23 protein-coding genes are annotated in these 25345 nt (G+C 72.7%); 6 read left to right on the forward strand and 17 right to left on the reverse strand.

The genetic code is table 11. From position 1 onward, the window contains the following. Positions 1-173 precede the first annotated feature (173 nt). The 14 genes from ABZ858_RS12645 to ABZ858_RS12710 all read right to left on the reverse strand — a co-directional run bounded on the left by ABZ858_RS12645 (position 174) and on the right by ABZ858_RS12710 (position 13997). The gene (locus tag ABZ858_RS12645) at positions 174-1457 is read right to left on the reverse strand and encodes a lytic murein transglycosylase (protein WP_361375659.1); all 1284 of its coding nucleotides are present in this window, start codon (positions 1455-1457) and stop codon (positions 174-176) included. Between the two features lie 86 nt (positions 1458-1543). Continuing rightward, a complete protein-coding gene (locus tag ABZ858_RS12650) occupies positions 1544-2410 on the reverse strand; it encodes a hypothetical protein (RefSeq protein ID WP_361375662.1) in 867 nt (288 codons plus the stop codon). A gap of 46 nt (positions 2411-2456) precedes the next feature. Next, on the reverse strand, positions 2457-2999 hold the full coding sequence (locus tag ABZ858_RS12655) for a nuclear transport factor 2 family protein (protein ID WP_361375665.1): 543 nt from the start codon (positions 2997-2999) through the stop codon (positions 2457-2459). Positions 3000-3025: 26 nt separating this feature from the next. Continuing rightward, positions 3026-3793: a hypothetical protein gene (locus tag ABZ858_RS12660; RefSeq protein ID WP_361375668.1), complete on the reverse strand. Its 768-nt coding sequence runs from the start codon at positions 3791-3793 to the stop codon at positions 3026-3028. Continuing rightward, complete coding sequence (locus tag ABZ858_RS12665) at positions 3790-4308, reverse strand: hypothetical protein (protein WP_361375671.1); 519 nt, start codon at positions 4306-4308, stop codon at positions 3790-3792. Before ABZ858_RS12665 ends, ABZ858_RS12660 begins: the two co-directional genes overlap by 4 nt. Next, positions 4305-5597: an MlaD family protein gene (locus tag ABZ858_RS12670; RefSeq protein WP_361375674.1), complete on the reverse strand. Its 1293-nt coding sequence runs from the start codon at positions 5595-5597 to the stop codon at positions 4305-4307. The genes ABZ858_RS12665 and ABZ858_RS12670 overlap by 4 nt, the downstream gene beginning before the upstream one ends. Then, positions 5594-6835: an MCE family protein gene (locus tag ABZ858_RS12675; protein ID WP_361376176.1), complete on the reverse strand. Its 1242-nt coding sequence runs from the start codon at positions 6833-6835 to the stop codon at positions 5594-5596. The genes ABZ858_RS12670 and ABZ858_RS12675 overlap by 4 nt, the downstream gene beginning before the upstream one ends. 125 nt (positions 6836-6960) lie before the next feature. Then, a complete protein-coding gene (locus tag ABZ858_RS12680; protein WP_361375677.1) occupies positions 6961-7980 on the reverse strand; it encodes an MCE family protein in 1020 nt (339 codons plus the stop codon). Then, positions 7980-9080, reverse strand: a complete 1101-nt coding sequence (locus ABZ858_RS12685) for an MCE family protein (RefSeq protein WP_361375680.1) — start codon at positions 9078-9080, stop codon at positions 7980-7982. Before ABZ858_RS12685 ends, ABZ858_RS12680 begins: the two co-directional genes overlap by 1 nt. Beyond that, a complete protein-coding gene (locus tag ABZ858_RS12690; protein WP_361375683.1) occupies positions 9077-10156 on the reverse strand; it encodes an MCE family protein in 1080 nt (359 codons plus the stop codon). The genes ABZ858_RS12685 and ABZ858_RS12690 overlap by 4 nt, the downstream gene beginning before the upstream one ends. After that, positions 10153-11406 carry an MCE family protein gene (locus ABZ858_RS12695; RefSeq protein WP_361375686.1) on the reverse strand — a complete coding sequence of 418 codons (1254 nt, stop codon included), beginning with the start codon at positions 11404-11406 and terminating at the stop codon, positions 10153-10155. The genes ABZ858_RS12690 and ABZ858_RS12695 overlap by 4 nt, the downstream gene beginning before the upstream one ends. 1 nt (position 11407) lies before the next feature. After that, positions 11408-12214 carry an ABC transporter permease gene (locus ABZ858_RS12700; RefSeq protein ID WP_361375689.1) on the reverse strand — a complete coding sequence of 269 codons (807 nt, stop codon included), beginning with the start codon at positions 12212-12214 and terminating at the stop codon, positions 11408-11410. Between the two features lie 5 nt (positions 12215-12219). Continuing rightward, the gene (locus tag ABZ858_RS12705; protein ID WP_361375692.1) at positions 12220-12984 is read right to left on the reverse strand and encodes an ABC transporter permease; all 765 of its coding nucleotides are present in this window, start codon (positions 12982-12984) and stop codon (positions 12220-12222) included. Continuing rightward, on the reverse strand, positions 12981-13997 hold the full coding sequence (locus tag ABZ858_RS12710) for an ATP-binding cassette domain-containing protein (protein ID WP_361375695.1): 1017 nt from the start codon (positions 13995-13997) through the stop codon (positions 12981-12983). Before ABZ858_RS12710 ends, ABZ858_RS12705 begins: the two co-directional genes overlap by 4 nt. Positions 13998-14737: 740 nt before the next feature. Here ABZ858_RS12710 and ABZ858_RS12715 point away from each other — a divergent pair. The 5 genes from ABZ858_RS12715 to ABZ858_RS12735 all read left to right on the forward strand — a co-directional run bounded on the left by ABZ858_RS12715 (position 14738) and on the right by ABZ858_RS12735 (position 20272). Further along, positions 14738-15370, forward strand: coding sequence for a hypothetical protein (locus ABZ858_RS12715; RefSeq protein ID WP_361375698.1), 633 nt, complete (start codon positions 14738-14740; stop codon positions 15368-15370). Positions 15371-15513: 143 nt separating this feature from the next. Next, complete coding sequence (locus tag ABZ858_RS12720) at positions 15514-16146, forward strand: hypothetical protein (RefSeq protein ID WP_361375701.1); 633 nt, start codon at positions 15514-15516, stop codon at positions 16144-16146. After that, entirely contained in the window at positions 16143-17786 is a 1644-nt protein-coding gene (locus ABZ858_RS12725) for a DUF6801 domain-containing protein (protein WP_361375704.1), read from the forward strand. Before ABZ858_RS12720 ends, ABZ858_RS12725 begins: the two co-directional genes overlap by 4 nt. Before the next feature lie 79 nt (positions 17787-17865). Then, positions 17866-18816 carry a hypothetical protein gene (locus ABZ858_RS12730; protein WP_361375707.1) on the forward strand — a complete coding sequence of 317 codons (951 nt, stop codon included), beginning with the start codon at positions 17866-17868 and terminating at the stop codon, positions 18814-18816. 244 nt (positions 18817-19060) lie between these two features. After that, positions 19061-20272, forward strand: coding sequence for a helix-turn-helix domain-containing protein (locus tag ABZ858_RS12735; protein WP_361375710.1), 1212 nt, complete (start codon positions 19061-19063; stop codon positions 20270-20272). Between the two features lie 34 nt (positions 20273-20306). On the opposite strand, the gene ABZ858_RS12740 is transcribed toward ABZ858_RS12735, so the two are convergent. The 3 genes from ABZ858_RS12740 to ABZ858_RS12750 all read right to left on the reverse strand — a co-directional run bounded on the left by ABZ858_RS12740 (position 20307) and on the right by ABZ858_RS12750 (position 23642). Continuing rightward, on the reverse strand, positions 20307-21023 hold the full coding sequence (locus tag ABZ858_RS12740) for an FAD binding domain-containing protein (RefSeq protein WP_361375713.1): 717 nt from the start codon (positions 21021-21023) through the stop codon (positions 20307-20309). Positions 21024-21207: 184 nt separating this feature from the next. Beyond that, on the reverse strand, positions 21208-22452 hold the full coding sequence (locus tag ABZ858_RS12745) for a hypothetical protein (protein ID WP_361375716.1): 1245 nt from the start codon (positions 22450-22452) through the stop codon (positions 21208-21210). Beyond that, the gene (locus ABZ858_RS12750; protein WP_361375719.1) at positions 22449-23642 is read right to left on the reverse strand and encodes a ThiF family adenylyltransferase; all 1194 of its coding nucleotides are present in this window, start codon (positions 23640-23642) and stop codon (positions 22449-22451) included. Before ABZ858_RS12750 ends, ABZ858_RS12745 begins: the two co-directional genes overlap by 4 nt. A 288-nt stretch (positions 23643-23930) precedes the next feature. Between ABZ858_RS12750 and ABZ858_RS12755 the strand changes: the two genes are divergently transcribed. Next, positions 23931-25283: a M14 family zinc carboxypeptidase gene (locus ABZ858_RS12755; protein WP_361375722.1), complete on the forward strand. Its 1353-nt coding sequence runs from the start codon at positions 23931-23933 to the stop codon at positions 25281-25283. Positions 25284-25345 lie beyond the last annotated feature (62 nt).

Here is a 25345-nt window from a genome sequence, read left to right on the forward strand (position 1 = left end):
CCACACGGCGAACCGGCCCGGACTCAGCGCCACACGGCGAACCGGCCCGGACTCAGCGCCACACGGCGAACCGGCCCGGACTCAGCGCCACACGGCGAACCGGCCCGGACTCAGCGCCACACGGCGGGCAGCGCCCGGCTGTCCCGCCGTACGAGCGCCGGGGCCGGGCCGTCTCACGCCGTCGGCTGTCCGGGGGGCGGGCACGTCGGGTCGTCGTCCGTGGCGGGGGTGCCGGTGGACGGGCCGGTGCCGGGCTCTCCGGTGGCGTCCGCGGAGGCGCTCGCCGAGGGGGACGCGCACGGCGTGGTGGTGGGCGAGCCGCTCGGGCCGGAGGTCGGTGAGCCGCCGGGGCTGCCCGTGGGCGACGGGCCGCCGGTCGGGGACCCGGACGGCGAGGTGGTCCCGCCCGAGGGTGACGGGCCGGTGCCCGGGGCGGTCGTCGAGCTGGACGGGGTGGGCGACGGGGCCGAGTGGGACGGCGCCGGGGTGACCGGGTCGGGGCCGATGACGATCCCGCCGCCGCCCTTGCCGCCGCTCCCGTGCCCGCCACCCCCGTGTCCGCCGTCCACGGGCTTCGTCGCCTGCCGGGGGCTGCCCGCGCCGGGCGACCGGGGGATGACGCCCTTGCCGTCGGGCACGCTGTGCACGCCCCGGCGGTAGAAGTCCAGCCAGTAGCGGACCAGTCGGAGGTAGGCGTCCGAGTCGTTGTAGCCGAGGACCGCCTGGTCGAGGTCCGCGGCCCGGCTCAGGTCCCGGCCGCCCGCGCACAGGTAGTGTCCGGCCGCGAGGGCCGCGTCGAAGACGTTGTCCGGGTCGGCGCGGTGGTCGCCGTTGCCGTCCACGCCCCACCGGGCCCAGGTCGAGGGCAGGAACTGCATCGGGCCCACCGCCCGGTCGTACACCTTGTCGCCGTCGAGGGCACCGCCGTCGGTGTCCCGGACCAGGGCGAAACCCCGGCCGTCGAGCGCCGGTCCGGCGATCCGGCCCAGTGTCGTGCCCTGCCGGTCGACCGCGCCGCCGCCCGCCTGGCCCGACTCCACCTTGCCGATGGCGGCGAGCAGTTGCCAGGGCAGCCGGCAGCCCGGGTCCGTGCGGGCGACGGACGCCTCGGCCGCGCGGTAGGCGCGCAGCACGGTGCCCGGGATGCCGGACTCGGCGCGGATCTCGGTGGCCTGCCGCGGGGTCGGCACGGTGCCCTGGGTGATCAGCGGCGGGATCTCGGTGTGGTACGAGCCGTCGCCGGGCGGGACGGACGCGGCGTCCGGGTCGCCCGCGGAGGGCGCGTCCCGCGTGTCGGCGGCCGGTCCGCCGGGCCCGCCGCCCCTGGCCTGCCCCGTCCCCGGCAGGCCGGGTCCCTGCGAGGCGGTGAGGGCCGCCACCGCCACCACGGCGACGGCGGTGGTGCGCAGGCCCTGCCGGGTCCGGACGCGCAGGCGTCGTGAGCGGCGTACGGGCATGGCGGTCACTTCCTGGGGTCGGGGGGTGGGGGGCGGGGTCGGGCGGCTCTGTGCGGAACGGGGCCGGTGCGGTGCCGCCGGGCCCCTCAGCGGCCGAAGGTGTCGATGCCGGAGACGAGCCAGTGCCCGCCCTGGCGTACGACGTCGACGGCGAACATGGCTCCGGCGTACGTGCCCTGGTCCTGCGCCTGTTGCTTGGCCTGGCCGCCGGCGGTGCTGACGCTGCTCTGGTCGGCGTAAACCAGGACCCGCGCCCGGTCGCCGTCGACGCGCTCGACCGCGCTGTCCGTGACGGTGGTGGTGATCACCGCCTTCTGCTGGTCGGCGCGGGTGCGGACGGCGTCGAGCAGGGCTCGGTGCTGGGCCACGGCCTTGCCCGTGAGCAGGGTCTTCGTGGCCTTGTCGTAGGCGTCGGGGTGGGCGTGGTCGTAGGAGAAGAGGGCGGCGACGGCCTTCTCCGTCTGGGTCTTGATCTCGCTGGTGCGGGCGGCGTCGGTCAGGGCGGTGTTGCGTACGGCGGGCCGGTCCCGCAGGCTCTCGGCCCGGGCGTGCGCCCAGCCGGCGAAGCCGCCGAGTACGAGGGTCAGCAGGCACAGCAGGGCGAGCACGACCGGACGGGACGGGCGGGAGCCGCGGGACGGGCGCCGCGAGCGGGTCGGCCGCTTCGCCGGTCCGGCCGCCTTCTCCGCCGTCACCCCCGCCCCCGCCCCCGCCTCCGCCGCCTTCTCCGTCGTCGTGTCGTCCGCGGTGGCGGGGCGGGAGCCGCGGGCCGGGCGGGGTGCGGGGGCGCGTGGGGGCAGGACCGCCAGGCCGGCGGTGCGGGTGGTCGCGGTCCCGGTGTCGTCGGACGCGTCGGTCGGACCGGTCCGGCTGCCGGGCGCGGGGGCCGCCGGGCGGATCTCCCGGGCCTGGCGGCGGCGCTGGCGGTTGATGTGGTGACGGGTCGTCGACATCGGGTGGGTTCCTCTCGTGCGGCCGGCTGCTGCGGGGCGGGACGGGTCAGCCGGTTGACGTGCCGCCCACGGGGGCCTGGGCCAGGGCGCTCAGCTTCCAGCGGCCGCCGGTACGGGTGAGTTCGCCGATCATGCGGCTGTCCTTGTCGGTGCCGGCGCCAGTGGCCGCCTTCACGGTCACCCGCAGCGCGACGAGCACCCGGGCGCGCCCGGCGCGGTCGTCGAGTTCGGTGACGGCGCCCGAGAGCACCCGGGCCGTGGTGACGGTCTTCGCCGCCTGCACCTGAGTGGTGAACTCCTTGCGCCCCGAGACCAGTTGGTCGTGCAGGTCACCGGTCGTGGAGGACTCCCACAGGTCGAGGCCGCGGTCGAGGTCGCGGTGGTCGAGGGTGTTGAGGTTCTGGACGGCCTGCTCGCCGACGGAGAGCACCGCGTCCCGCTGGACGGCGTACGCCGCCGAGTCGTCATGGGCCGCGGCGTACCAGCCCCAGCCCGTCCACGCCGCGAAGACGCCCGCGATCAGGGCGAGTGCGAGGGCCACGGCCGGCAGGGCCCGGAGTCCGGCGAGCGGGCGGACCGTGCGTGTCATGAACTGCTCCCGTCTGCGGCGCGCCGTCAGCGCGTCTGGATGTCGACGATCCGCCACTGGTCGTGCTCCTGCTGGGCGGTGACCGTGAGCTGCGCCGCCGCGGTGGTGGCGGCGGCCTTGCCGCGGCGCGAGGTCTGGTCGAGGAAGACCAGCAACCGGGCGGTGTCGCCGTGCAGTTCGATCACTCCGACGCGCACCGCCTGGGTGCTCAGGGTGACGCGCTGCCTGACGACCTCCGCGCGGATACGGCCGACCAGTTCGGTGTACTGGCGGGCCGCGCGCCCGGTGAGCACGGAGCGCGCGGAACGCTCGCCGGCGTCGAGACCGTCCGGTGTGTACGAGAAGACGCGGGCGAGGTCGTTGCCGACGTCCCCGGCGACCCGGGTGGTGGCTGTGTTGTCGGTCAGGGCGCGGTTCTCGGCCGAGGGCACCGAGCGGAGCTGATGGGAGCCGTAGAAGAAGCCGCAGCCGCCGAGCACGAGCACCGCCGCGGTCACGCCGACCGCGACCCGCCGCAGCACCACGCCCCGTAGGCGCCGCCCGGACGGCTCGTCCGCGTCGGCCCCGGCGCTCTCCGGCGCGCCGGTCTCTCCCGGCGACTCGCTGCCCGATGTGCCGGCCTCCCCCGGAGACTCGCTGCCCGATGCGTCGGCCTCCCCCGGCGACTCGCTGCCCGATGTGCCGGTCTCCCCCGGAGACTCCGCGTCCGGGGTGTGCTCCTCCGGGTCCGTCGTCGCGTCCGCCGGTTCGGCGGCGGTGTTCGCCGGGCTCTCCCCGCGCAGCAGCCGTGTCATCGGGCGTCGTCCTCCTGTGCCGTTCCCGCCATGGGCACCGCGTCCAGTGCCTTGACCTTCCACTGGCCCGCACCCGTGCGGGCCAGGACCGCTTCGAGGCGCTTGCGGTCCGTGGTCGGCGTCTTCGAACCGGCCGGGGTGACGTCCACCCGTACGGTCGCGATGAGTTCGGCCGTGCCGGCCCGGGTGTCCAGCGCGGTGACGGCGGCGTCGGTGACCGTGCCGCGCGCCGAGGCGCCCGCCTTGGCCGGGGTGCGGCCCAGTTCGTCCTGGAGGGGCCCGGTGGCGGCGGCGCTCCAGGCCCGGATGCCGGCCTGTGCCCGTGCCCGGGAGGAGGCGTCGAGCGTGGTGAGCACGGCGATGGCCCGGCGCCCGTCGGCGAGCGCCTCGTCGCGCTGATGGCCGTAGTCGAGCGAGTCGTCGCCGCGGGCCTCGGCGTACGTCCACGCGCCGGTGCCGCAGAACGCCAGCGCGAGTGCCAGCCCGGCCCCGGCGAGGACGCGGGCCCCCCTCATCGGGTGCCCCCGGTGGTTCCGGCGGCCGGGGACAGGAGCCCGGCGAGCCCGCCGGCGGCGGTGCCGCCCACGCCCGGCAGGGCGAGCGCGCCCGGCAGCGGCGCGGCCGGGGAGCCGGTCGCGGACCGCGCGCCGCTGCCCGAGGGCAGGGAGGCCGGCCGGGCCGGATCGGGCACGGGACCGCCCTTGGGCGCGTTCGCCGAGCCGCGTACGCCGACTCCGGTGGAGGCGGCCGCGGTGCAGGAGGCGTCGGTGTTCAGCGGTGGGGCGGTGCCCAGGTCGAGTCCGTTGCGGTAGCGGGTGGCGCCGTAACCGGCGGTGCAGGGCAGAGGTTTGAAGAAGGTGACGGCCATGCCGAGGTTCAGTTTTCCTCCGTCGACGGCGGTGGCCCCGGCGGCCACGGCCGCCGGGTACTTCACGAGGAGTTCCTGGATGCCGTGCTGCCGGGTGACGGCGATCTCGGAGGTGGTGAGCAGGTTGGCGAGGACGACGCCGAGGCTGGGGTCGAGGTCCCGCAGCAGGCCGCTGATCTGGTCGGCGGCGTCGGGGGCGACGGTGAGCAGCCGGCGCAGGTCGGTGTCGGAGCCCTTGAGAGTGGAGGCGAGCTGCTGGGCGCCGGTGGCGAAGTCGCGGACGGCCTGACCCTCCTCGGCCTGGGTGCGCAGCACGGTCTTGCCGTCGTCGATCAGCCGGGTGGTGGCCGGCAGGGAGCGGTCGGCGGCCTCGACGAACTCGCTGCTGTTGTCCAGCAGCACCTGGAGGTCGTCGCCATGGCCCTCGAACGCCTTGCCGAACTCGTCGACGACCGTGCGCAGGTCCTCCAGCGGTACCGACTTGGCGAGGGTGTCGACGCTGGTGAGGACGTCGGTGACGGGTGCGGGGACCTGGGTGTCGGCCTGCACGATCCGGGCGCCGTCACCGAGGTAGGGGCCGCTGTCGCTCTGCGGCCGCAGGTCGATGTACTGCTCGCCGACCGCGGACAGCCCGGCGACCACGGCGTGGGTGTCGGCGGGGATGTGCGGGGCGGACTTCTTGATGCGCAGTTCGGCGACGACACCGTCCGCGGTGAGGTCGATGGGCCCGACACGGCCGACCGACACCCCGCGGTAGGTGACGTCGGAGTGCGTGAACAGTCCGCCGGTGCTGGGGAGTTGGACGTTCACGGTGTAGTAGTCGGCGACCCCGATGTACCGGCCGAGGTCGGCGTAGCGGATGCCGACGTAGCCGAGGACGAGGACGGCGATGACGAGGAAGGCGAGGTTCTTCAGGCGTACGGCGAGGGTGATCACCGGTGCGGGCCTCCGTCCTGGGAGGGCGTGGGGACGGACGGCAGCGGCAGCGGCGGCGAGGCCGCGCCGGACCCGGCCGTACCGCTCGCCTTCCCGGACGGCTGCCTCCCGGACTGCTGCTTTCCTGACGGCTGCTTCCCGTTGGGCTGTCTGCGTGCGGCGGCTCCCGCGCCGGGTTGTGCGGAGGCGGAGGGGGACGGCGAGTTGCCGGCCTGCGGTACGAGCGCCGGGATGATCTGGGTGCCGGGGGTGGCGGCCATGTTCAGGTACACGTTGAGGTAGTCGCCTTTGACGCCGTTCAGCACCTCGTCGGTGAACGGGTAGGTCAGCAGCACCTGGAGCGAGTCGGGCAGGTCGGTGCCCGCGTCGGCGAGGGCTTTCAGGCTGGGCGCGAGGGCCTTGAGGTCGGCGACCATGTCGTCCTTGCTCGCGTTGACGGTGGAGACGGCGACGCCGGAGAGCGTGTCGAGGGAGCGGAGCATGGTGAGCAGGGCGCCGCGCTGCTCGTCCAGGGTCTTGAGGCCGGGCGAGAGGCCGTCGAGGACGGTCCGCACGTCCTCCTTGCGGTGGGCGAGCGTCGCGGAGAGCCGGTTGACGCCGTCGAGGGCGTCGGTGATGTCGCCGCGGTGCCGGTCGAGGTCGGTCACCAGGGTGTTGACCCGGTCGAGTGTGGAGCGGACCTCGGGCTCGCGTCCGCCGATGGCCGCGTTGAGTTCCTTGGTGATCGTCTTGAGCTGGTTGACGCCACCGCCGTTGAGCAGCAGGGACAGCGCGCCGAAGACCTCCTCGACCTCCGTGTTGCGGCCGGTGCGGGCGATCGGGATGACGCTGCCGTCGCGCAGCCGCGCGGTGGTGGTGTCCTTGTCGGGCGCGACGAGCTGGACGTACTTCTCGCCGAGCAGGCTGGACTGCTCCAGGCGGGCGCCGGCGTCGGCGGGCAGGCGCACATCACCGTTGATCTCCATGGTGACGCGGGCCTTCCAGCCGTCGAGGCGGATGGTGGTGACCCGGCCCACGGCGACGTCGTCGACCTTGACGGCGGCCTGCGGGACCAGGCTGAGCACGTCGGCGAGTTCGGCGGTGACGGTGTACGGGTGGGAGCCGAGGTCGGCGCCGCCGGGCAGCGGCAGGTTCTCGATCCCGTCGAAGTGCGGCAGGCCGGTGGAGAACGCGCCGACCGCCAGGGCGAACCCGAGGCCGAGCGCGATCACCCCGCCCACTCCGGCGCCGATCGCCATCCCGCCGGTGAGCAGCCCGCGCCGCACCGGAGCGGACTCCTCGGCCTCCTCCGCCGCGTCCGAGGGCTCCGCCGCGTCCGACGGCTCCGGCTCGGGGTCGTCCTTGGACCACCGTGTGCCGCGTCTCACCGGTCCCCCTCTCCGGAGGCGGCCGAACCCCCGCTGGCCGGCAGCGGCAGCAGCGAGGTGGCCGCGCTGATCTCGTTGAGGTTGGCGCGGCCGTCGATGGTGCGGTGGTCGGCGTCGTAGGCGCCGACGACGTTGCTCGCGGCCAGCGGACCCACGTCCAGTGCCTCGGCGAGCGAGGCCCGCTGCCGGACGAGGGTCTGGGTGATCGGCACCAGCTTGTCCACGTTCTTCTTCAGCTCGCCCCGGTTGTCCTTGATGAACTGCTTGACCTGGCCGAGCGCCTTGCCGAGTTCCGCGAGCGCGCCGGCCAGGTCGTCCTTGTTGTCGGCGAAGAAGCTGACCACGGTGTCCAGGCGTTCCTGGGCGGTGCGGACGTCGGTGTCCTTGTCCTTGAGCATGGTGGTGAAGGTCTGGAGCTGGCTGAGCGTGCTGAACAGGGTGTCGCTGGACCCGTTGAGGGTCTTGGCCGCCTTGCCGAACTGCTCGATGGTGTCGCCGATGGCCTTGCCGTTGCCGTCCAGGTTGGCGGCGCCGGTCTTCAGCAGGTCGGACAGGGCGCCGGTGGAGTTGGCGCCGTCGGGGCCGAGTGCCTTGCTGAGGTCGGTGATCGAGGAGTAGAGCTGGTCGATCTCGACCGGGGTGCGGTTGCCGGCGGCGGGCAGCACCGCGCCGTCGGAAAGGGCGGCCCCGCCGCGGTAGGCGGGGGTGAGCTGCACATAGCGGTCCGCGACGACGCTGGGGGCCACGATCACCGCGTGCGCCCCCTCGGGGACCTTCACGCCGTCGTCGACGTCGAGCTCCACCTTCACCTGGGTGCCCTGCGGGTGCACCGACTTCACCTCACCGACCCGCACCCCGAGGATGCGCAGGTCGGAGCCGGCGTAGATGCCGACGGTCCGGTCGAAGTAGGCGGTCAGGCGGGTGCCGCCGGAGTCCAGGACGCGCGCGACGGCCAGGCCGGCGGCGACCACCACCAGGGCGAGGACGCCCGCGAGGAGTCTTCTGCGCTTGGTCATCACTCACCGTCCCCCTTGGCCTGCGCCGACTGCTTCGGCGGCATGCATCCGGACGTGGGCTGGGACCGGGCGGGCAGGTAGTCGCGGGGCACGACCCCGCACAGATAGCTGTCGAACCAGCGCCCGTTGCCGAGGGTGTTGCCGACCAGGCGGTAGTACGGGCCGACCAGGGCCAGGGTCTTGTCGAGCTGGGTGCTGTTCTTCTGCAGGACGTCGGTGACCCGGCCGAGCGCCTTGAGGGTGGGGCCGAGCTGCTTGTCGTTGTCCGCGATCAGCCCGCTGAGCTGGGTGGAGAGCGCCTCGCTGCCGGTGAGCAGGGCACGGATGGCCTCGCGGCGGTCCTTGAGTTCGCCGAGCAGCGAGCCGCCGTCCTCGATGAGCGTCTCGAAGCTGGACTTCTTGTTCTGCAGCGTCCTGGTGAACCGGTCGCTGCCCTTGAGCAGCTGGGAGAGCTGCTGGTCGCGCTTGGAGACGGACCGGGACAGCGCGGACAGGCCGGTGGCGGCCTCGCGTACGTCGGGCGGCGAGTCCTTGAAAGTCTGCGAGATGGTCTCGAAGCTCTTGGCGAGCTGCTGGGTGTCGATGGCGTCGACGGTGGAGCCGAGGTCCTCGAACGCCTGCGTCACGTCGTACGGCGAGGTGGTGCGGGAGAGCGGGATGCGGCTGCCGGGGTCCTGGCGGGCGGTGCCGAGCGGGTCCAGGGCGAGGTACTTGTCGCCGAGCAGGGTCTTGATGGAGATGGCCGCGGTGGTGCGGTCGCCGATCCAGGCGCCCTCGGTCTCGAAGCTGACCTTGACCTTGTCGCGGTCCAGGGCGACGGCGGTGACCTGGCCGACCTTGACGCCGGCGACGCGTACCTCGTCGCCCTTGTGCAGGCCGGCCGCCTCGCTGAAGTCCGCGCTGTAGGTGGTGCCGCCGCCGATCAGGGGCAGCCGGTTCACGTTGTAGGCGACGACGGCGAGCAGGGCCAGCAGGAACAGGCCGACCAGGGCGACGGCGACCGGGTCGCGTTCCTTGACGGGCTTGAGGCGGGGCCGGCGGGTGGTGCGGGGGCGGGGTGCCGGGTCGTCGGTGCGGCCGGGCCGCAGCAGGAGGCTCATGCGCCGCACCTCGGCTGGGTGACGGCGATCCCGGTCGGCGGCTTCGAGCCGTCGGAGGTGGTCACTCCGCTCACGCGGGCCTCGCAGAGGTAGAGGTTGAACCATGATCCGTAGGAGGACAGGCGGGCCAGGGCCGTCAGCTTGGCGGGGGACTTGGCCAGGAAGTTCTCGATCTGCGGGGTGCCGTCGGCGAGATTGCCGGAGAGCCTGCCCAGTTCGCTGATGTCCTGCTTGAGGGGGGCGCGGCCGTCCTGGAGGAGGCCGGCGGTGACGGTGGTCAGGTCGCCCATGGCGGCGACGGCCCGGCCCAGCGGCTTGCGGTCCTCGTTGAAGCCGCTGACCAGACCGCGCAGGGTGTCGACGAGGTCGTTGAAGCCGGCCTCGCGGTCGTTGAGGGTGGTCAGGACGGTGTTGAGGTTCGTCACGACCTCGCCGATGACCTTGTCCTTGGCGGCGACCGTGGTGCTGAGCGAGCCGATGTGGGTGAGCAGGCTGTCGACGGTGCCGCCCTCGCCCTGGAGGACCTGCACGATGGAGCCGGCCAGTTCGTTGACGTCCTTCGGGGAGAGCCCTTCGAACAGCGGCTTGAACCCGTTGAAGAGCAGGGTCAGGTCGAGGGCGGGCGTGGTGCGGGCCAGCGGGATGGTGTCGCCGGCCGCGAGGGTGCCGGTGAGGTCACCGCTGCCGCGGTCCAGGGCGACGTAGCGCTGGCCGACCATGTTGAGGTACTTCACCGCGGCGGTCGTCGAGCGGGGCAGGTCGCGGTCCTTCTGGACCGTGAAGGTGACCTGGGCGGTGCGCCGGTTCACCACGCGGACGTCGGTGACCTCGCCGACCTTCACGCCCGAGACGCGCACGCTGTCGCCGTCGACGAGGCCGGTGACGTCGGTGAACAGGGCCTTGTAGGAGCGGGTGCCGTCGCCGACGCCGGTGTTGGCGACGCTCAGGCCGAGCACGGTGGTGGCCAGCGCGGTCACCACCAGGAAGACGAGCGACTTCAGCACGGGCCCGGTCAGCGGGCGGCGGCGCGTGTACGCGCTGTCCGGGTGCTTCGTCGCGCGGTCGCGGCTGCTCATCGCACGGTCACCTCCGTGCCGCGCAGCGCGGGTCCGGCGAGCAGGCTGCTCCACTGCGGCAGGTCACCGGGCTGCTTGCCGGCGCCCGGCGCGAGCAACTCGTTGACCAGCTCGTTCTCCTGCGGGGAGTTGGCGGGCCCGAGGTTCTGGCCGGCCGTGGCCGGGACCTGCGCGGCCGGTTTCACGGGGACGCCGAGGTAGGGCACGGGGTAGCACCGCGGGCCGCCGGAGGCGTCGTAGACCGGGGTGTCCCTGCCGGGGACGTAGGCGCCGCGCGAGGGCACGGTGGTCACGTCGACGTGCAGGCCCGGCTGCCCGGTGCCCTTGCCGAGCGCCTGGTCCATCCGGGGCACGAAGTCGGCGAGGGTGCGCAGGGTGCAGGGGAAGGACGAGGAGTACTCGGCGAGCAGGCGCAGGGTGGGCTTCGAGGTGGCGCTCAGCCGGATGATGTCGTCCTTGTTCTGCCGCAGGAAGCTGGTCAGGTCCTGGGCGGTGTGGGTGGTGGCGCCGAAGGTCGCGGCCAGCTGTCCGTCCTTCTCGGCGAGGGTGCCGCTGGTGGTGGTGAAGTCGGTGAGCGCCGTGATGATGTCGGGTGCGGCGTCGGCGTAGACCTGGCTGACCTTCACGAGTTCTTTCAGATCGTCGTTGAGGGCGGGCAGCTCGGGGTTGAACTTGCGCAGGTGGGCGTCGAGTCGGGTGAGGGTCTCGCCGAGCTTGTCGCCGCGTCCGGACAGGGCCTGGGAGACGGCGGACAAGGTGGCGGAGAGCTTCTGCGGCTGGACGGCGGTGAGCATCGGCAGCAGGTTGTCCAGCACCTGCTGGAGTTCGACGGCGTTGGCGGAGCGGTCCTGCGGGATGACGGCTCCGGAGGCCAGCGTCCCCGCGGCGGGGTGCGCGGGCGGCACCAGGGCCACGAACCGCTCGCCGAACAGGGTGGTCGGCAGCATCTGCGCGCTCACGTCGGCCGGGATGTGGCCGAGGGCGCCGGGCTGGAGCGCGAGGGTGAGCCGGGCGCCGTGGTCGGTGGCGTCGATGCGGCGGACCTCGCCGACGACCACGCCGCGCAGCTTGACCTCGGCGCCCAGGTGCATCTCGTTGCCGACGGTGCCGGTCTCCACGACCACCGGGTCGCTGTCGGTGAACTTCTTGTCGTAGACGGCGACGGCGAGCCAGATCAGCAGGACGGGCACGAGCACGAAGGCCACTCCCGCGAGCCGGCGGCGTACCCTCTCGCCTCTTGGATCGCTCATCTCACCCCGCCACCTTCACGGTCGTGGTGGCGCCCCACAGGGCGAGCGACAGGAAGAAGTCGGTGACGCTGATCAGCACGATGGCGTTGCGCACCGAGCGGCCCACGGCGACGCCGACGCCGGCCGGGCCGCCGGTGGCGTGGTAGCCGTGGTAGCAGTGGGCGATGATCACAATCACGCTGAAGATCAGCACCTTGAGCACGGACAGCAGGACGTCGGTGGGCGACAGGAACAGGTTGAAGTAGTGGTCGTAGGTGCCGCTGGACTGCCCCTTGAACAGGACGGTCACGGCGCGGGAGGCCACGAAGGAGGAGAGCAGCCCGATCGCGTACATCGGGACGATGGCGACGAACCCGGCGATGATGCGGGTGGTGACCAGATACGGCAGGGAGCGGATGCCCATGCTCTCCAGGGCGTCCACCTCCTCGTTGATGCGCATGGCACCGAGCTGGGCGGTGAAGCCGGCGCCGACGGTGGCCGACAGGGCCAGTCCGGCGACGAGGGGCGCGATCTCGCGGGTGTTGAAGTAGGCGGAGACGAAGCCGGTGAACGCGGCGGTGCCGATCTGGTCCAGGGCCGCGTAGCCCTGGAGCCCGACGACGGTGCCGGTGAACAGCGTCATGCCGATCATCACGCCGATGGTGCCGCCGATGACGCCGAGGCCGCCGGAGCCGAAGGCCACCTCGGCCAGCAGCCGCCGCACCTCCTTGAGGTAGCGGCGCAGGGTGCGCGGCACCCACAGCAGCGAGCGGACGTAGAAGATCAGTCGTTCGCCGGAGCGGTCGAGCCAGACGAGTGGGGAGGCCACGGGCCTCAGCCTCCCTTCGGCGGGACGATCTGGAGGTAGACGCCCGTCATCACCATGTTGACGAAGAAGAGCAGGAGGAAGGTGATGACGACGGACTGGTTGACGGCGTCGCCCACGCCCTTGGGGCCGCCGCGCGGGTTCAGCCCGCGGTAGGCGGCGACGATGCCCGCGATGAACCCGAAGACCAGCGCCTTGAGTTCGCTGACGTACAGGTCGGGCAGCTGGGCGAGGGCGGAGAAGCTGGACAGGTAGGCGCCGGGGGTGCCGTGCTGGAGGTAGATGTTGAAGAAATAGCCGCCGAGGATGCCGACCACGGACACCAGTCCGTTGAGCAGCACCGCCACCCCCATGGCGGCCAGCACCCGGGGCACGACCAGGCGCTGCACCGGCGAGACGCCCATGACCTCCATCGCGTCCAGTTCCTCGCGGATGGTGCGCGAGCCGAGGTCGGCGCAGATGGCGGAGCCGGCCGCGCCGGAGATCAGCAGGGCGACGATGAGCGGGCTGGCCTGCTGCACCACGGCGAGCACGCTGGCGCCGCCGGTGAAGGACTGGGCGCCGAGCTGCTGGGTGAGCGAGCCGACCTGGAGCGCGATCACCGCGCCGAAGGGGATGGAGACGAACGCGGCGGGCAGGATGGTGACGCCGGCGATGAACCAGAACTGCTCGATGAACTCGCGGAACTGGAAGGGCCGTCGGAAGATGGCCCGGCCGACCTCGGCGGCGAGCGCGAAGAGGCGCCCGGTCTGCCGCAGCGCGCCAGTGATCATGCGCCGCTCCCGGCGGCGGGCATCGGCAGCGTGGGCGATCCGGTGCCGTGCGCGGCGTAGGTGCGCTCGATGGCGGCGCGGGCGGCGGGCGGCAGCCGGTCCAGCATCCCCATGACCCGCTCGCGGCGCCGGGCGACGGCCTGCCGCTCGGGCAGGCCCGGGGAGGGTTCGAGCTGTGGGACGATCTCGCGGGGCAGGTCAGCGCCCCGGGCGCCCGGCCCGGCGGCCTCGGCGGCCAGGGTGGCGGCGTCCTTCTCCTCCGACATGCCGATGGGCCCCTGGCGGCGGCCGGCGAGGAACTGGGCCACGACCGGTTCGTCGCTGGTGAGCAGCACCTCGCGCGGGCCGAAGGTGACCAGTTCGCGCCGGAAGAGCATGCCCATGTTGTCGGGGACCGTGGCGGCGATGTCGAGGTTGTGGGTGACGATCAGCATCGTCGCGTCGATCTGCGCGTTCAGGTCGATCAGCAGCTGGGAGAGGTAGGCGGTGCGCACCGGGTCGAGCCCGGAGTCCGGTTCGTCGCACAGGATGATCTGCGGGTCGAGCACCAGGGCCCGGGCCAGGCCGGCCCGCTTGCGCATCCCGCCGCTGATCTCGCCGGGCAGCTTGCCCTCGGCGCCCAGCAGGCCGACGACCTCGATCCGCTCCATGACGGTGCGGCGGATCTCGGACTCCTTCTTGCGGGTGTGCTCGCGCAGCGGAAAGGCGATGTTGTCGAAGAGCGACATGGAGCCGAAAAGGGCCCCGTCCTGGAACATGAGCCCGAAGAGCTTCCGCGTCTCGTAAATGTCGCGCTCGGGGCTGCTCACCATGTCCACCCCATTGATGAGGACACGGCCGCGCTCCGGTTTGAGGAGCCCGATGAGCGACTTCAGGAACACGGTCTTTCCGGTCCCGGACGGACCGAGCATGACGCTGACCTCACCGGCCGGAAGGGTGAGGGTCACATCCTGCCAGATGTTCTGCTTGCCGAAGGACTTGGTCAGGCCCTCGACCACCACTTCGATTCCCATATCACCTCCGACAAGGATGGGTCAGGCGTGCGCTGAGGAGCGCACGTTAAGTCGGTGCCCGGTTCACTGACAATAGGCGGGCACCGGCTTCCTGTGGCACTTTCCGACTTTGTCACCGCGCAGACAAAAAGCGGTCCGGCACTTGTCTCCGTGCGACAGGGCAGGGCCTCGCGCCTCCGGGGGGAGTGGATCCGCGGGCCCTGCCTGCGGACGACCGGCCCGGAAGGAGGGCAAGGGCCGGAAATCGTCCGTCGCGTCTCCGGCCGGCGGGGGCCCACCGACCTGGAGATCAGTACCGTCCCCGGAACGCTACGGCTCGGTAACCTCGGCAGGCAATAGCGGACCAGCAGTTTTCCGCGATATTGAGTTCGGCCATCGACGACCTGTCAGGGTGCAGATAAAACAGGGCTCTCTTTTTATCGCCAGGTGAGCACCCGGCCCCTTGCGCAGGTATACGGCAGCTTCGTCCGAAAAGATCGCTGGACCGGTCCCGGGCCTGCCCGGTAGCGTCCCGCTTAGCACCGGGTGACTAATCCGGGTGCGTGGACTGCTCACGCCACGGACAGATGGTTCACTTCTTCAAAGAATCATGGTCAGCGGCATTGTTCGGCCAAGTTTCCCGCAAGTAACGTCGGTGCTCGCGGTCGAGTTGTTCCCCGCCGCGGGCCGCCGCGTCCCGCTCCATCAGTTCCGTCGCGGCCCACCTCTGCCGGTCAATCCCCAAGGAGAGTCCCAGAGTCATGAACAAGTCCCTCAGAAGGATCGCCGTCGTGGCGGGTGCGGGCGCGGCAGCGTTCGGCATCGCCGTCGCCCCCGCCTCCGCGAACGCCTCCACGGTCTGGACCGTCAGCCCGTCGCCGGCCAGCTTCACCGCCACCAACAGCGGCAACATCCTGCTGACCGCCAACATCCCGATGACGTGTACGACGTCGAGCGCGTCGGGCACCATGGCGAGCACCACCGGCAACCCGGCGACGGTGGCCAGTATCAGCGCCATCAACTTCGGCACCGCCACCTCGCCGTGCACCAGCCTCCTGGGCAACGTCACGACCGTGGCCACCACCCCCTGGAACATCGTCGCGAAGGACTACAACCCTTCGACCGGCGTCACCACCGGCTACGTCAGCAACATCAGCGCCAAGGTCAGCGCCGGCGCCTGCGTCTTCACCGTGACCGGGAAGGCGTCGGGCACGTACACCAACTCCACCGGCATCCTGGCCGTCAACAGCGTCTCCGGTGAACTGACCGTCACCTCGGCCACCAACTGCGGCACGGTCGTCACGACTTCCACCAAGCCCACCTTCAAGGGCAACTACGCCGTGAAGGTGAAGGGGACCACCACCATCCCGACGATCGTCGGCTCCAACCCGTAAGCCGGACACGCCTGTTCGCGACCGCCTGGCCGGGCCACCCCCGGCCGGGCGGTTGCCGCCGGTCCGGGGCGTATCGCCACGGCGGGTCCCGGGCCGGCACCGCCCCGGCCGGCACCGTCCGGAAGAAGGAGAGTCACCCAGTCATGAAGAGGTCCCTCGGCAGGGCCGCCGTCGCGGTGGGCGCGGGCGCGGCAGCGGCCGGCATCGCCGTCGCCCCCGCCGCCGCGAACCCGTCCACGGTCTGGACCGTCAGCCCGTCGCCGGCCGGCTTCACGGCGGTCAACAGCGGGAATGTCGTCCTGGTCACCGGCGTCCCGATGACGTGCACGGCGTCCGGCGCGTCCGGCACCCTGACCGGCGGCAGCGGCAATCCGGCCGAGGTGGGGAGCATCAGGGCCGCGACCATCGGCACCGGCACGTCACCCTGCAGCAGCCTCCTGGGAAACTTCACGATCACCCCCAGCACCCCTTGGTCGGTGGTCGCCCAGGACCACCACCCCTCGACCGGTGTCACCACCGGCTACGTCGACGACATCAACGCCCGCGTGTCGGTGGGCGCCTGTGTCTTCACCATGGCCGGCAAGGCGTCCAGCTCGTACACCAACTCCACCGGCGTCCTGTCCGTCGCCAACGCGCCCGGCGAACTGACCGTCACCTGGGCCTCCAACTGCGGCACCCTCATCACGACCGCCACCAAGCCCACCTTCAAGGGCAACTACACCGTCAGGGTGACCGGCACGGACACCATCCCGACGATCACCGGCACCAACCCGTGAGGCGCCCCTCCACAGCCCCTTCCGGGACGAGCCGGGCGGAGCAGCGGACGACGGTCCCCCGCGCGGCCGCACGGCGCACTCCGCGCCTGCGCGCCCGGACCGCGACGACCGCCGCGTTCGTCGTGCTCGCCGCCATGGTCCCGGCCGCGGTCGCCACCGCCGGCACCCAGCACGTCGATACCGCGCTGCCCTATGTGTGCGCGCTCCCGTCCGGGCCGCAGAAGGCGACGGTACGGGTCTCGGCGGCCTTCCCGGACCGGGTGGCGCCCGGCGAGGCGATCCGGCCCGCGGACGTCACCACCACCGTGGAACTCCCGGCGGCGGCGGTGGCGGATCTCAAGGTGCCGAAGGGGTCCGGGATCCAGGCCGCCACCCGTCTCATCGTCGGGGTCGCCCAGAACGACGCCACGGCCGAGGCGACCTGGCGCGGCACGGCCGCCGCGGTCACCGTCCCCGAGTCGGGTCCGCTCACCCTGACCGCGACCGGTGACGTCCCCTCGGTGACCGGGCAGAGCGCCGGCGACCTGACGCTCTCCGCCGGGAACCTGGCCGTCGACCTCGCCGTGACCACGCCCGACGGTACGACCACGGGCACCACCACCGGTACCGCCCCCGCTCCCGCCCCGCTCACGGTCGCCTGCGCCCTCGACAAGGACGCGGCCGGACACGGCCTGCTGGCCACCGTGCCGGTCGGGCCCGCGTCGAGCGGCTCACCGTCCGCCTCCCCCGCCGGCTCCGGTACGCCGTCCACGTCGTCCGCGCCCTCCGGACAGCCGTCCGGGCAGCCCGGCGCTCCACCGCACGGGCGCGCCCCGAAGGTCGCCGGGGACACCCCCGGCAGCACCACGGACCGCAGCGGCGTACCACCGTGCCGGTACGACGAGCACCATCCGGCGACGTCGAAGTCGTTGAACGCGTACATCACGGGCTACACCAACGTAAGGAAGCAGAAGGCCGCGGCACTGCTCCCGGTGTCCTGCACCTTCGTCGAACAGGGCGACGCGCTGATCGACATGTCACCGGACGGCCGCCCCATCCTCACGCAGCACTCCGAGGGCCAGCTCTACTACCAGGGCAAGGCGCAGAGCCCGCCGTTCAAGGCGACGTTCCTGACCTTCGACTTCGTCCCGGCGACAGCCACCATGGTGCTGGAGCAGACGGGTCCGCTGGCCGTCGATTCCCTCGGTTACCTGGACACTTCCCCCCTGTATCTGGACAGCTACATCCGGGTCCCGCTGGTGCTCCACATCACCTCCCTGACGGTCAACGGCACGCCCCTGGACGTGGGACCGTCCTGCCGGACCCGCACGCCGCTCGCCTCGAAGGACCCGGAACCGGCCAACCACCCCGGAGACCATCTCGTGCTGCACGGCAGGACGGAGATGGGCTCCGGCGAGAACGCCACGGGCTATCTCCTGCTCAGCGGCGGTCCGCTCTACGGCTCGATGACCGTCCCCGCGTTCACCGGCTGCGGTAGCGGCGGCGAGGACCTCGACCCCTTGCTGACGGCTTCGGTCTCCGGGCCGGACAACTACATCAAGCAGATCCAGGGCCAGACGTGCGGCCAGGCCGAGCCCCAGTACGGCACCGAATGCACCGACGACAAGCAGCCGATCAAGATCCCCGTTCCCCAGCGCTGAGCCCCGCCACCGCCCCGCGCCCTCCACCCTCGGCCCTCCGCCCCCGACCCTCCGCCCCGACCTCTCAGGGAAGGCACCCATGACCAGATTCTCCCGCCGCGCCGGACTCGTCACCACCGTCACCGCGCTCGGCACCGCCCTCGGCTCGTTCGCCGCCGTGGGCACGGCCACCGCCGCGACCACCCAGCTCAACGGCGAGTGGGCGCCCTTCACCCGCTGTCCCGTGGACGCCCCCGCGATGCTGGCCGCGGACGGCCTGGCCCAGACCCCGCAGTGCGTGGTGTCCACCTCGGCGAGCGGTTCCATCAAGCTGGGCAACACCACGGTGACCACGGGCCGCACCGACCTCCAGATAGGGGTGGTGCAGAACTCGGACGGCACCAGCAGTGTCGTGGCCCCGGCCGCCGGTGCGCTGATCGCGGACTCGGCGACCGTGCCCGGCGGGCTCCTTGGCCTGATGTGCCCGAGCAACATCCCCGCGGTCACGGTGATCTGCAATCAGATCGCGGGCAGCAGCCTCAACAAGATCACGGCCACCGTGGAGTCCATCGGCTCGCCCAGCGACTTCGACCAGACCGCGGGCATCCTCACCGACAAGCCGATCGTCTCCATCCCGGTCCGCATCCACCTGCAGAACCCGTTCCTGGGCTCCAACTGCTACATCGGCTCCAAGTCGAACCCGATCGTGCTGCGCCCGAAGAACCTGAACCTGCCCGACTTCGGCATGACGTTCTTCAAGGGCGACGGGACCGTGGCCGACGACGGTGACATGAGCCGGATCAACCTCACCGGCGCCACCCAGAGCGACAGCACCTTCGCGGTGCCCGGCGCGAGCGGCTGCGGCCTCGGCCTGTTCGGGCTGATCGACGCGGCGGTCAACCTCAAGACGGGCCTGCCGTCGGCCGCCGGCAAGAACAGCCTCACGCTCAACGACACGCAGACCTCGCTGGCGGGCCTGCTGGCTCCCGGCACGGTCGCGCCGGACGCCGGCAAGGACCTCGCCCAGGCCTGGCACTCCGCCGTCAGGTAGGCCCGGCACCCCGCCGACCAGTAATGGCCGCACGGGAGCGATTATCAGCCGTCCCGGCAGCCCGCACCCGCCCCGCGGCACCAATGTGTGCTCAACCTGTGTACGTATCAAGGAAGTTGATTTAGCTTCACCTTTCACACAGGTCTGCACCTGACGACCGGCCGTCCGTCACCCGCCATCGCCGCGGGCGGCGGACGGCCGGTCCCCCCACCGGGCGCGTCGGAGAGCGAGGGACGACCAACTCATGCCGTCAACCGTACGGACGCCGGAGGTCGGAGAGCCGCTCGACCCCCTGCCCAAGGAGTTCGCGGCCTTCATGCGCCCGGAATTACCCGGGCTCATGAAGGAGATACGCATCGAGGTCACCCGCGCCTATCCGGTCTACGGCCGCCTGCTCGACGGCCCCAACGCGGACGCCATCCGGCAGGGCGTCGAACAGGCCCTGTCCGCCTTCGTGGACCGGGTCGCCGACCCCGGCCGGAACTCGGTACTCCGCGACGAACTGCTGCGCAAGTTCGGCCGCGTCGAGGCGTACGAGGGCCGGGAACTCGACACCCTCCAGGGGGCGTACCGGCTCGGCGCCCGGATCGCGCTGCGCCGCGCCAAGGCGGTGGGCCGGCAGTACAACCTCTCCCCCACCGTCATCCTCGCCTTCGCCGACGCCCTGTTCGCCTACGTCGAGGAGCTGGAGGCGGTCTCCCGCGAGGGCTACCTGGAGGTGCAGTCACGGGCCTCCACCGAGGTGTCCGCGCTGCGCAGGCAACTGCTGCACCTCATCCTCGCCGCCCCGCCGCTGCCCCAGTCGACCGTGTCCGGGCTGTGCGAGGCCGCCGCCTGGCCGCTGCCCGCCACCGCCACGCTCGTCGCGCTGCGCTCACCGGCCCCCGACCACCTGGAGGCGGCTCTCGCCGGGGACGTCCTCGCGGATCTGGACATCCCGCAGCCGCATCTGCTCGTCCCCGGGGAGCTGACCGCGGAACGCCGCACCATGCTGGACGCGGCCCTGGCCGGCGCGCACGCCGTGGCGGGCCTGACCGTACCGCTCGCCCAGGCCGCCGACTCCATCCGCTGGGCGCGCCGCGTCCTCCAGCTGATCGACGAGGGCGTGGTCCCGGACGCTCCCCTGGTGCGCTGCGAGGACCACATGGTGACGCTGTGGCTGCTGTCCGACCCGGCCCTGGTGGGCCACCTGGCGGCCCGGGAACTGGCCCCGCTCGACACCGTGCCCGCCAACCGGCGCGAGCGGCTGGTGGAGACGCTGCGCGTGCACGTCTCCACCCGGGCACCGGCCGAGCAGGTCGGGGAGATCCTGGGTGTGCACGCCCAGACCGTCCGCTACCGGCTGCGCAACCTGGACTCCCGGCTCGGTGACCGGCTCGCCGACCCCGACCACCGCTTCGCCCTGGAGGCGGCCCTGCGGTTCCTGCACCTGCGGGGCCGCGACGGCGAGGAGTGAGACGCGGCGAGGCGCCGCCCGGTGACCTGGGGTGTCAGAAGTCCATGCCCCCGGCCTCCTGCCCCACGACCTCCCACGCGGCCCCGGAAAGCTCGCTGAACACCGAGGCGCGCAGGGTGCGCAGCGCCTGCCCCACGCCCCGCACGCCGGGGTCGCAGCCGGTGCTGCCGCTGAGCACGTCGTAACCGTCGCGGACGGCGACGTGCAGCCGATGCCGGCCGGTGCCGTCGGTGTGCACGGCCAGCGCCACGACCAGGGGCGGCGGCCCGCCCGCCGCGCCGGGCAGCTTGCGGTACGCGTCGGCGACGGGCGTATGCCAGCGCAGGCCGAGCAGCACGGGACCCTTGGCCGTCACCTCGGCCAGGTCGGTGTCGTGCACGCCGTCGGCGTCCAGCACGAGCGCCCGGGCGTCGAGCACCAGCGCGGCGGGCAGCAGGCAGCGCAGTGAGCTGCCCACGAGGTTGCCGCCGACCGTCGCCGCCCGGCGCACGGCCCCGGTGCCCACCGTGGCGGCGGCCCGGCGCAGCACGCCCGGCACCCGCTCGTCGATCCGGTGCAGCACCACCGCGGCGCCCAGTTCCTCCGGGCCGAGGACGTTGGCCTCGGGGAGTTCGCGCAGCGACATGGCCTGGTCGGGGAAGCCGTCCCGTTGCCAGGTGGCCCACACGAGCGTGGCCCCGCCGACCGGGACCGCCCCCTCGGCCAGGCACTCCTGCGCTTCGGACACGGACCTGGGCAGACGTAGCAGCACCGCGGCCGACCTGCCTTCCTGGAAAGTGAGCGGTGGGCGGCGGAACCTCTCGCCCGCCCGCCCGTCCGACACGGCGCATTCTCGCCGCACGACGGGGGGCGCGTACAGGGCTCGTACGCGCATGCCGGGAGGACGGCCCACCGGTGCCGCCCGCGTCCTCCCCGGCGTGCGGGCACCGCCCCTCTCAGGCCGTGCCCGCGGACCGGCGTGACCGGTGGTCGCGCCACCGGGTCACCGCCCACAGGACGTTGACCCCGCCCAGGACGATCAGCACCGCCGCCGAGTCGGCGCTGCCCGCGAGGCCGTGCCCCGGCCCCAGCCCCCGCGCCGCGCGGACCAGCAGGGTGACGTCGGCGGGAAGGGTGACGGCGGCCATGAACGCCAGGCACACCACCGTGCCGGCCGCCAGGACGACGCTGTAGAGGCGGACCGCCCGGCGCTCGTGGGCCGGCAGCCGGGCGCTCGGATCGCCGGTCCCGCCGGCCGGCCCGGGGCGCGGCGATCGCACCGCCCGCCGGACCGCGTACCGGGCGTAGGCGAGGCCGTCGCCGTACAGGTCCCGGCAGCCGGTGAGGTCCTGGAGGACGAAGTACAGGTCCGTGCGGGTGAACACCATGAGCTGGAAGGGCAGCGGCAGCAGGGCCAGCAGCAGGGCCGCGCTGAGCAGCCGGTGGGCCGTCGCGCCGGGGTCCGTCCCGGCGAGCAGGAGGACCAGGGCCGAGGCGACGGACAGGTCGAGGGCGATACCGGCCAGGTAGGCCGTCAGCCGATGGCGCAGCGGCGCGAGTTCGATGCCGCTGATGTCGGTCTGCATGACGAGGAACTGCAGCCGGGTGCCCAGCCGCATCCGTCCCGGCACGCCCGCGGCACGGGCGGTGACGAGGTGCGCCAGCTCATGGGCCAGCAGCAGCGCCCACCCGGCCGCGGCCCCGGTGAGCAGCACCAGGCCGCCATGCGGACTCCACAACAGGTCGCGATAGCCCGGCAGCAGGGCGGGACGGCGGATCAGGACGGCCACGGCGGCCGCCAGCAGCGCTCCGGCGAGCACGGGGAGCGCCGGGTGCAGGGCGAACCGGGCGTGGCGCGGACGCAGCCACGGCAGGGAGGCGCGCGGTGGCTCGCCGTCCGGCACCGGCACGTCCCCGATGCGTGCCACGAACCCGAGGGCGGCCAAGTCCCCGACGAAGTCCGCGACGTCGAACTCCTCGCCGGTCTCGTCACACAGCGTCCACGCCGTGCGGGCCACGCTGAGCCCCGCGCCCAGGAGTTCCACCGCCCGTGCCCCGGCCGCCGGCAGGGCGACGAAGGTACGGGTGGCCATGCGACCCACGATCCATTCGTCCCGGTCACGCCGCACCGCCAGGCCGTGCAGCAGGACGCGGGTGGACGGCTCGATCCGGGGGCTCCCGTCCGCCGCGGTGCCCGTCATGCGGGGGTGCCCGCTCCCGCGGCCTCGGCCTCGGTCTCGGCCGATTCCGCTCGGCAGGCGGGGCAGTCGGGGCGACGGCCCGAGCGCTGCTCGATCGCCTCCCCGGGCACCATGAGGTTCAGGCCGAACCGGTATCCGGGATCGACCGGCGGGATGCCGCACAGCAGCGAGACGGCGGCATGGGCCAGCAGGCTTCCGGACAGGCCCGCGGTCATGGCGTTGACCGGGTTCCACGGCATACGGGGCGAGGCGGCGTCCTCGTCCTGGCCGGGCGCGAGCCGCAGATCACGCCGCTCCGTCTCGGCGCTGCGCAGGCACTCCCAACAGGCGCCCCGGCCGGGCGTGAAGACCCCGACACTCACCAGCGGGCCGCGGTAGCCCGCTTCGGCCCACGGTGTACCGGCGGCCAGGCAGACCCGGTTGGCCCATCTGCGGATCACGGCGGGGCGGTCGGCGGCCAGCAGCAGCACGTCGTACGCGGGCCCGTCGCCGCGGCCACCGGCGCCGGCCAGCAGGGCTTCGAGGTCCTCGGGACCGCGTACCTCCCGGCGCTCGCCGGTGACCGTCGTGTCCGAGTTCAGGGCACGCAACGCCGCCAGCGCCGCGTCGATCTTGGGCCTGCCGAGGTCGTGCTCGCGGAAGAGCGTCTGCCGGTTGAGGTTGGACAGCTCGACGACATCCGGGTCGACGCAGTGCAGCAGCCCCACTCCGGAGGCCACCAGATCCCGTGCCGCGGTGCCACCGGTACCGCCGACGCCGACCAGCAGGACGCGGGCGCGCCGCAGCCGCAGCTGCGGCTCCCACGCGCTCTGCCTGGGCCGCAGATCCATCCAGCGCAGCAGCGTCATGCCCCGGCTGTAGCGCTCGCGTTCCCGCTCGGACAGTTCCACCGGCGGCGCGGCACCGGCGTCCTCGACGAACCCGGCGGTGGTCAGGTCCGTCATCGCCTGGACGATGTCCGCGGCCGGCAGCCGCGGTCCGGGGTGGCGGCGGGACACCTCGGCGACGATCTCCGCGGTGTCCCGGGTGCCGTCCATGGCCTCGACCAGCGTCCACACCCAGCCGTCGGGGTCCTTGACCTCGGAGCCGATGCCGTGGACGACGCTGCCGATCCGCACATGGCCGTCCACCGTCCGATAGGCCCGGTGTTCCGGCTTGATCCGGGGCCGTCGCATCTCTCGCACCGTCATCTTCGCGCCAATCTCGTCAGCACCGGGCCCTCCGGCGGCACCAGTCGTTGACAACCGTCACTCCCGGCACGAACTCTGGCAAGGGCGCGCCCCATTCAAGAGCACGCCCAGTTCCCGCACGCCCCGCTCAGCACCGGAAGGACACGGTATGCCGAAGAAGATCGAGATCCGTCCGTTGGACAAGAAGGAGACCACCGGCGAGAGCGGCGGCAACGGCGGCTCCTGACCCGGACGCAGACTCTGCCCCTGACTCGGACTCGGACTCGGACTCGGACTCGGACTCGGACGATGGAGCGTTACCCCACGGTCGCGGAGGTCACCGATGCGGCGCGCCGGCTGGTCGCCCGCTTCCCCGCGACGGCCGTTCTGCGCCCGGTGGGCACGTCCCGGGCCGGCCGCCCGGTCCTGATGCTGTCCGTGGGACACGGCCCGCACCACGTCCTGGTGGTCGCCGGCCCGCACCCGGACGAGCCGGTCGGCGGCGCGAGCGCGCTGGCGCTGGCGGAGCGGGTGGCGCGCGGCGAGAGCCTGTCCGCGGCGACCGACCCCGCCCTGGTCACCTGGGACATCATCCTGTGCCTGGACCCGGACGGCGCGGCACTGAGCGAAGCGGGACAAGAGGGAGAAGCGGGAGAAGCGGGAGAAGCGGGAGAAGCGGACAGCGAGGGAGCACCCCCTGCCCCCACCCCCACCCTCAAGTCGTACTACGGCACCACCTACCGTCCGATCGCCGCGGAGCAGCCGGAGTGGGCGCCGATCGTCGGGCATCATCTCCCGGAGAGCCAGGCGCTGTTCGACGTCATCGACGACCTGCGCCCGGTCCTCCAGTGCTCCCTGCACAGCACCGATGTGGGCGGCACATGGGTCCAGTTGACCGGCGACCTCCCCGGACTCGCCGCTCCTTTCGAGAAGTCCGCCGCAGACCTCGGCATCCCCCTCCAGCACGGCACGTACGACGCCCTGTACTGGGAGAACCCCAGCCCGGCGGTCTACGTCCTGCCGCCCCCGGACAGCACCGGCCGGCTGGCGGCCGGCTCGGAGAACATCGGCCGCTCCACCTGGTGCGCCCCGCAGCGTTACGGCGGCGTCACAGCCATCGTCGAGGTACCCCTGTGGGCGGCGGACCCGACCGAGGACCTGTCCCCGTACCCCCGGCCCCACCAGGCCCTGCGCGACCTGACCGAACTGGTCCTGACCGGTGGCCGCCAGGTGACCGCGGTCCTCGACCGGGCCCGCCCCTTCCTGCCACCGGCCGAGGAGAACCCCCTCAGACGCGTGGTGGAGTGGATGTCCGACGGCCTCTACGCCCTGGTCGCCGAATCCTGGGCACCCCTGGCCCGGCAAATCGCCTCGGCACCACCCACCGAGCACCCCTTGACCACGGCCCACATCACCGCCCTGAACATCGTCGCCCGCCGCCAGCCACTCCGCGCGGCCGGCCTCCTGCTCCGCCTGCTGAAGGCATCGGACGCCCCCGCCGCCGGCCCCCTGCACACCGAACTCGACGACCTCTTCACCACGTGGTGCACGGATTTCGAGCGGTCCCTGGGACTGCGCCCGGTGCCCATCCCCCACCAGGTGGAACACCAGACGCGGACGGTGCTGGCTTGCGCTGAGAGTGCGCTGAAGGCCGCTCGGTGAAGGCCTTCCAGCTTCCGGGCATGTGCGGCAGCTGTCACCAACGCAACGCGTGATGCCAGACG

The sequence above is a fragment of the Streptomyces sp. NPDC047017 genome (assembly GCF_040644175.1).
Classification (GTDB): domain Bacteria; phylum Actinomycetota; class Actinomycetes; order Streptomycetales; family Streptomycetaceae; genus Streptomyces.

What these genes read in the sequence shown, in the direction of transcription:
- ABZ858_RS12655 (WP_361375665.1), bottom strand. Translation starts at nt 2,999, where the DNA reads ATGACACGCACGGTCCGCCCGCTCGCCGGACTCCGGGCCCTGCCGGCC.
- ABZ858_RS12705 (WP_361375692.1), bottom strand. Translation starts at nt 12,984, where the DNA reads ATGATCACTGGCGCGCTGCGGCAGACCGGGCGCCTCTTCGCGCTCGCC.
- ABZ858_RS12750 (WP_361375719.1), bottom strand. Translation starts at nt 23,642, where the DNA reads ATGACGGTGCGAGAGATGCGACGGCCCCGGATCAAGCCGGAACACCGG.
- ABZ858_RS12755 (WP_361375722.1), top strand. Translation starts at nt 23,931, where the DNA reads ATGGAGCGTTACCCCACGGTCGCGGAGGTCACCGATGCGGCGCGCCGG.
- ABZ858_RS12645 (WP_361375659.1), bottom strand. Translation starts at nt 1,457, where the DNA reads ATGCCCGTACGCCGCTCACGACGCCTGCGCGTCCGGACCCGGCAGGGC.
- ABZ858_RS12695 (WP_361375686.1), bottom strand. Translation starts at nt 11,406, where the DNA reads ATGAGCGATCCAAGAGGCGAGAGGGTACGCCGCCGGCTCGCGGGAGTG.
- ABZ858_RS12680 (WP_361375677.1), bottom strand. Translation starts at nt 7,980, where the DNA reads ATGACCAAGCGCAGAAGACTCCTCGCGGGCGTCCTCGCCCTGGTGGTG.
- ABZ858_RS12745 (WP_361375716.1), bottom strand. Translation starts at nt 22,452, where the DNA reads ATGACGGGCACCGCGGCGGACGGGAGCCCCCGGATCGAGCCGTCCACC.
- ABZ858_RS12660 (WP_361375668.1), bottom strand. Translation starts at nt 3,793, where the DNA reads ATGACACGGCTGCTGCGCGGGGAGAGCCCGGCGAACACCGCCGCCGAA.
- ABZ858_RS12720 (WP_361375701.1), top strand. Translation starts at nt 15,514, where the DNA reads ATGAAGAGGTCCCTCGGCAGGGCCGCCGTCGCGGTGGGCGCGGGCGCG.
- ABZ858_RS12675 (WP_361376176.1), bottom strand. Translation starts at nt 6,835, where the DNA reads ATGGCGATCGGCGCCGGAGTGGGCGGGGTGATCGCGCTCGGCCTCGGG.
- ABZ858_RS12730 (WP_361375707.1), top strand. Translation starts at nt 17,866, where the DNA reads ATGACCAGATTCTCCCGCCGCGCCGGACTCGTCACCACCGTCACCGCG.
- ABZ858_RS12685 (WP_361375680.1), bottom strand. Translation starts at nt 9,080, where the DNA reads ATGAGCCTCCTGCTGCGGCCCGGCCGCACCGACGACCCGGCACCCCGC.
- ABZ858_RS12710 (WP_361375695.1), bottom strand. Translation starts at nt 13,997, where the DNA reads ATGGGAATCGAAGTGGTGGTCGAGGGCCTGACCAAGTCCTTCGGCAAG.
- ABZ858_RS12650 (WP_361375662.1), bottom strand. Translation starts at nt 2,410, where the DNA reads ATGTCGACGACCCGTCACCACATCAACCGCCAGCGCCGCCGCCAGGCC.
- ABZ858_RS12665 (WP_361375671.1), bottom strand. Translation starts at nt 4,308, where the DNA reads ATGAGGGGGGCCCGCGTCCTCGCCGGGGCCGGGCTGGCACTCGCGCTG.
- ABZ858_RS12735 (WP_361375710.1), top strand. Translation starts at nt 19,061, where the DNA reads ATGCCGTCAACCGTACGGACGCCGGAGGTCGGAGAGCCGCTCGACCCC.
- ABZ858_RS12690 (WP_361375683.1), bottom strand. Translation starts at nt 10,156, where the DNA reads ATGAGCAGCCGCGACCGCGCGACGAAGCACCCGGACAGCGCGTACACG.
- ABZ858_RS12715 (WP_361375698.1), top strand. Translation starts at nt 14,738, where the DNA reads ATGAACAAGTCCCTCAGAAGGATCGCCGTCGTGGCGGGTGCGGGCGCG.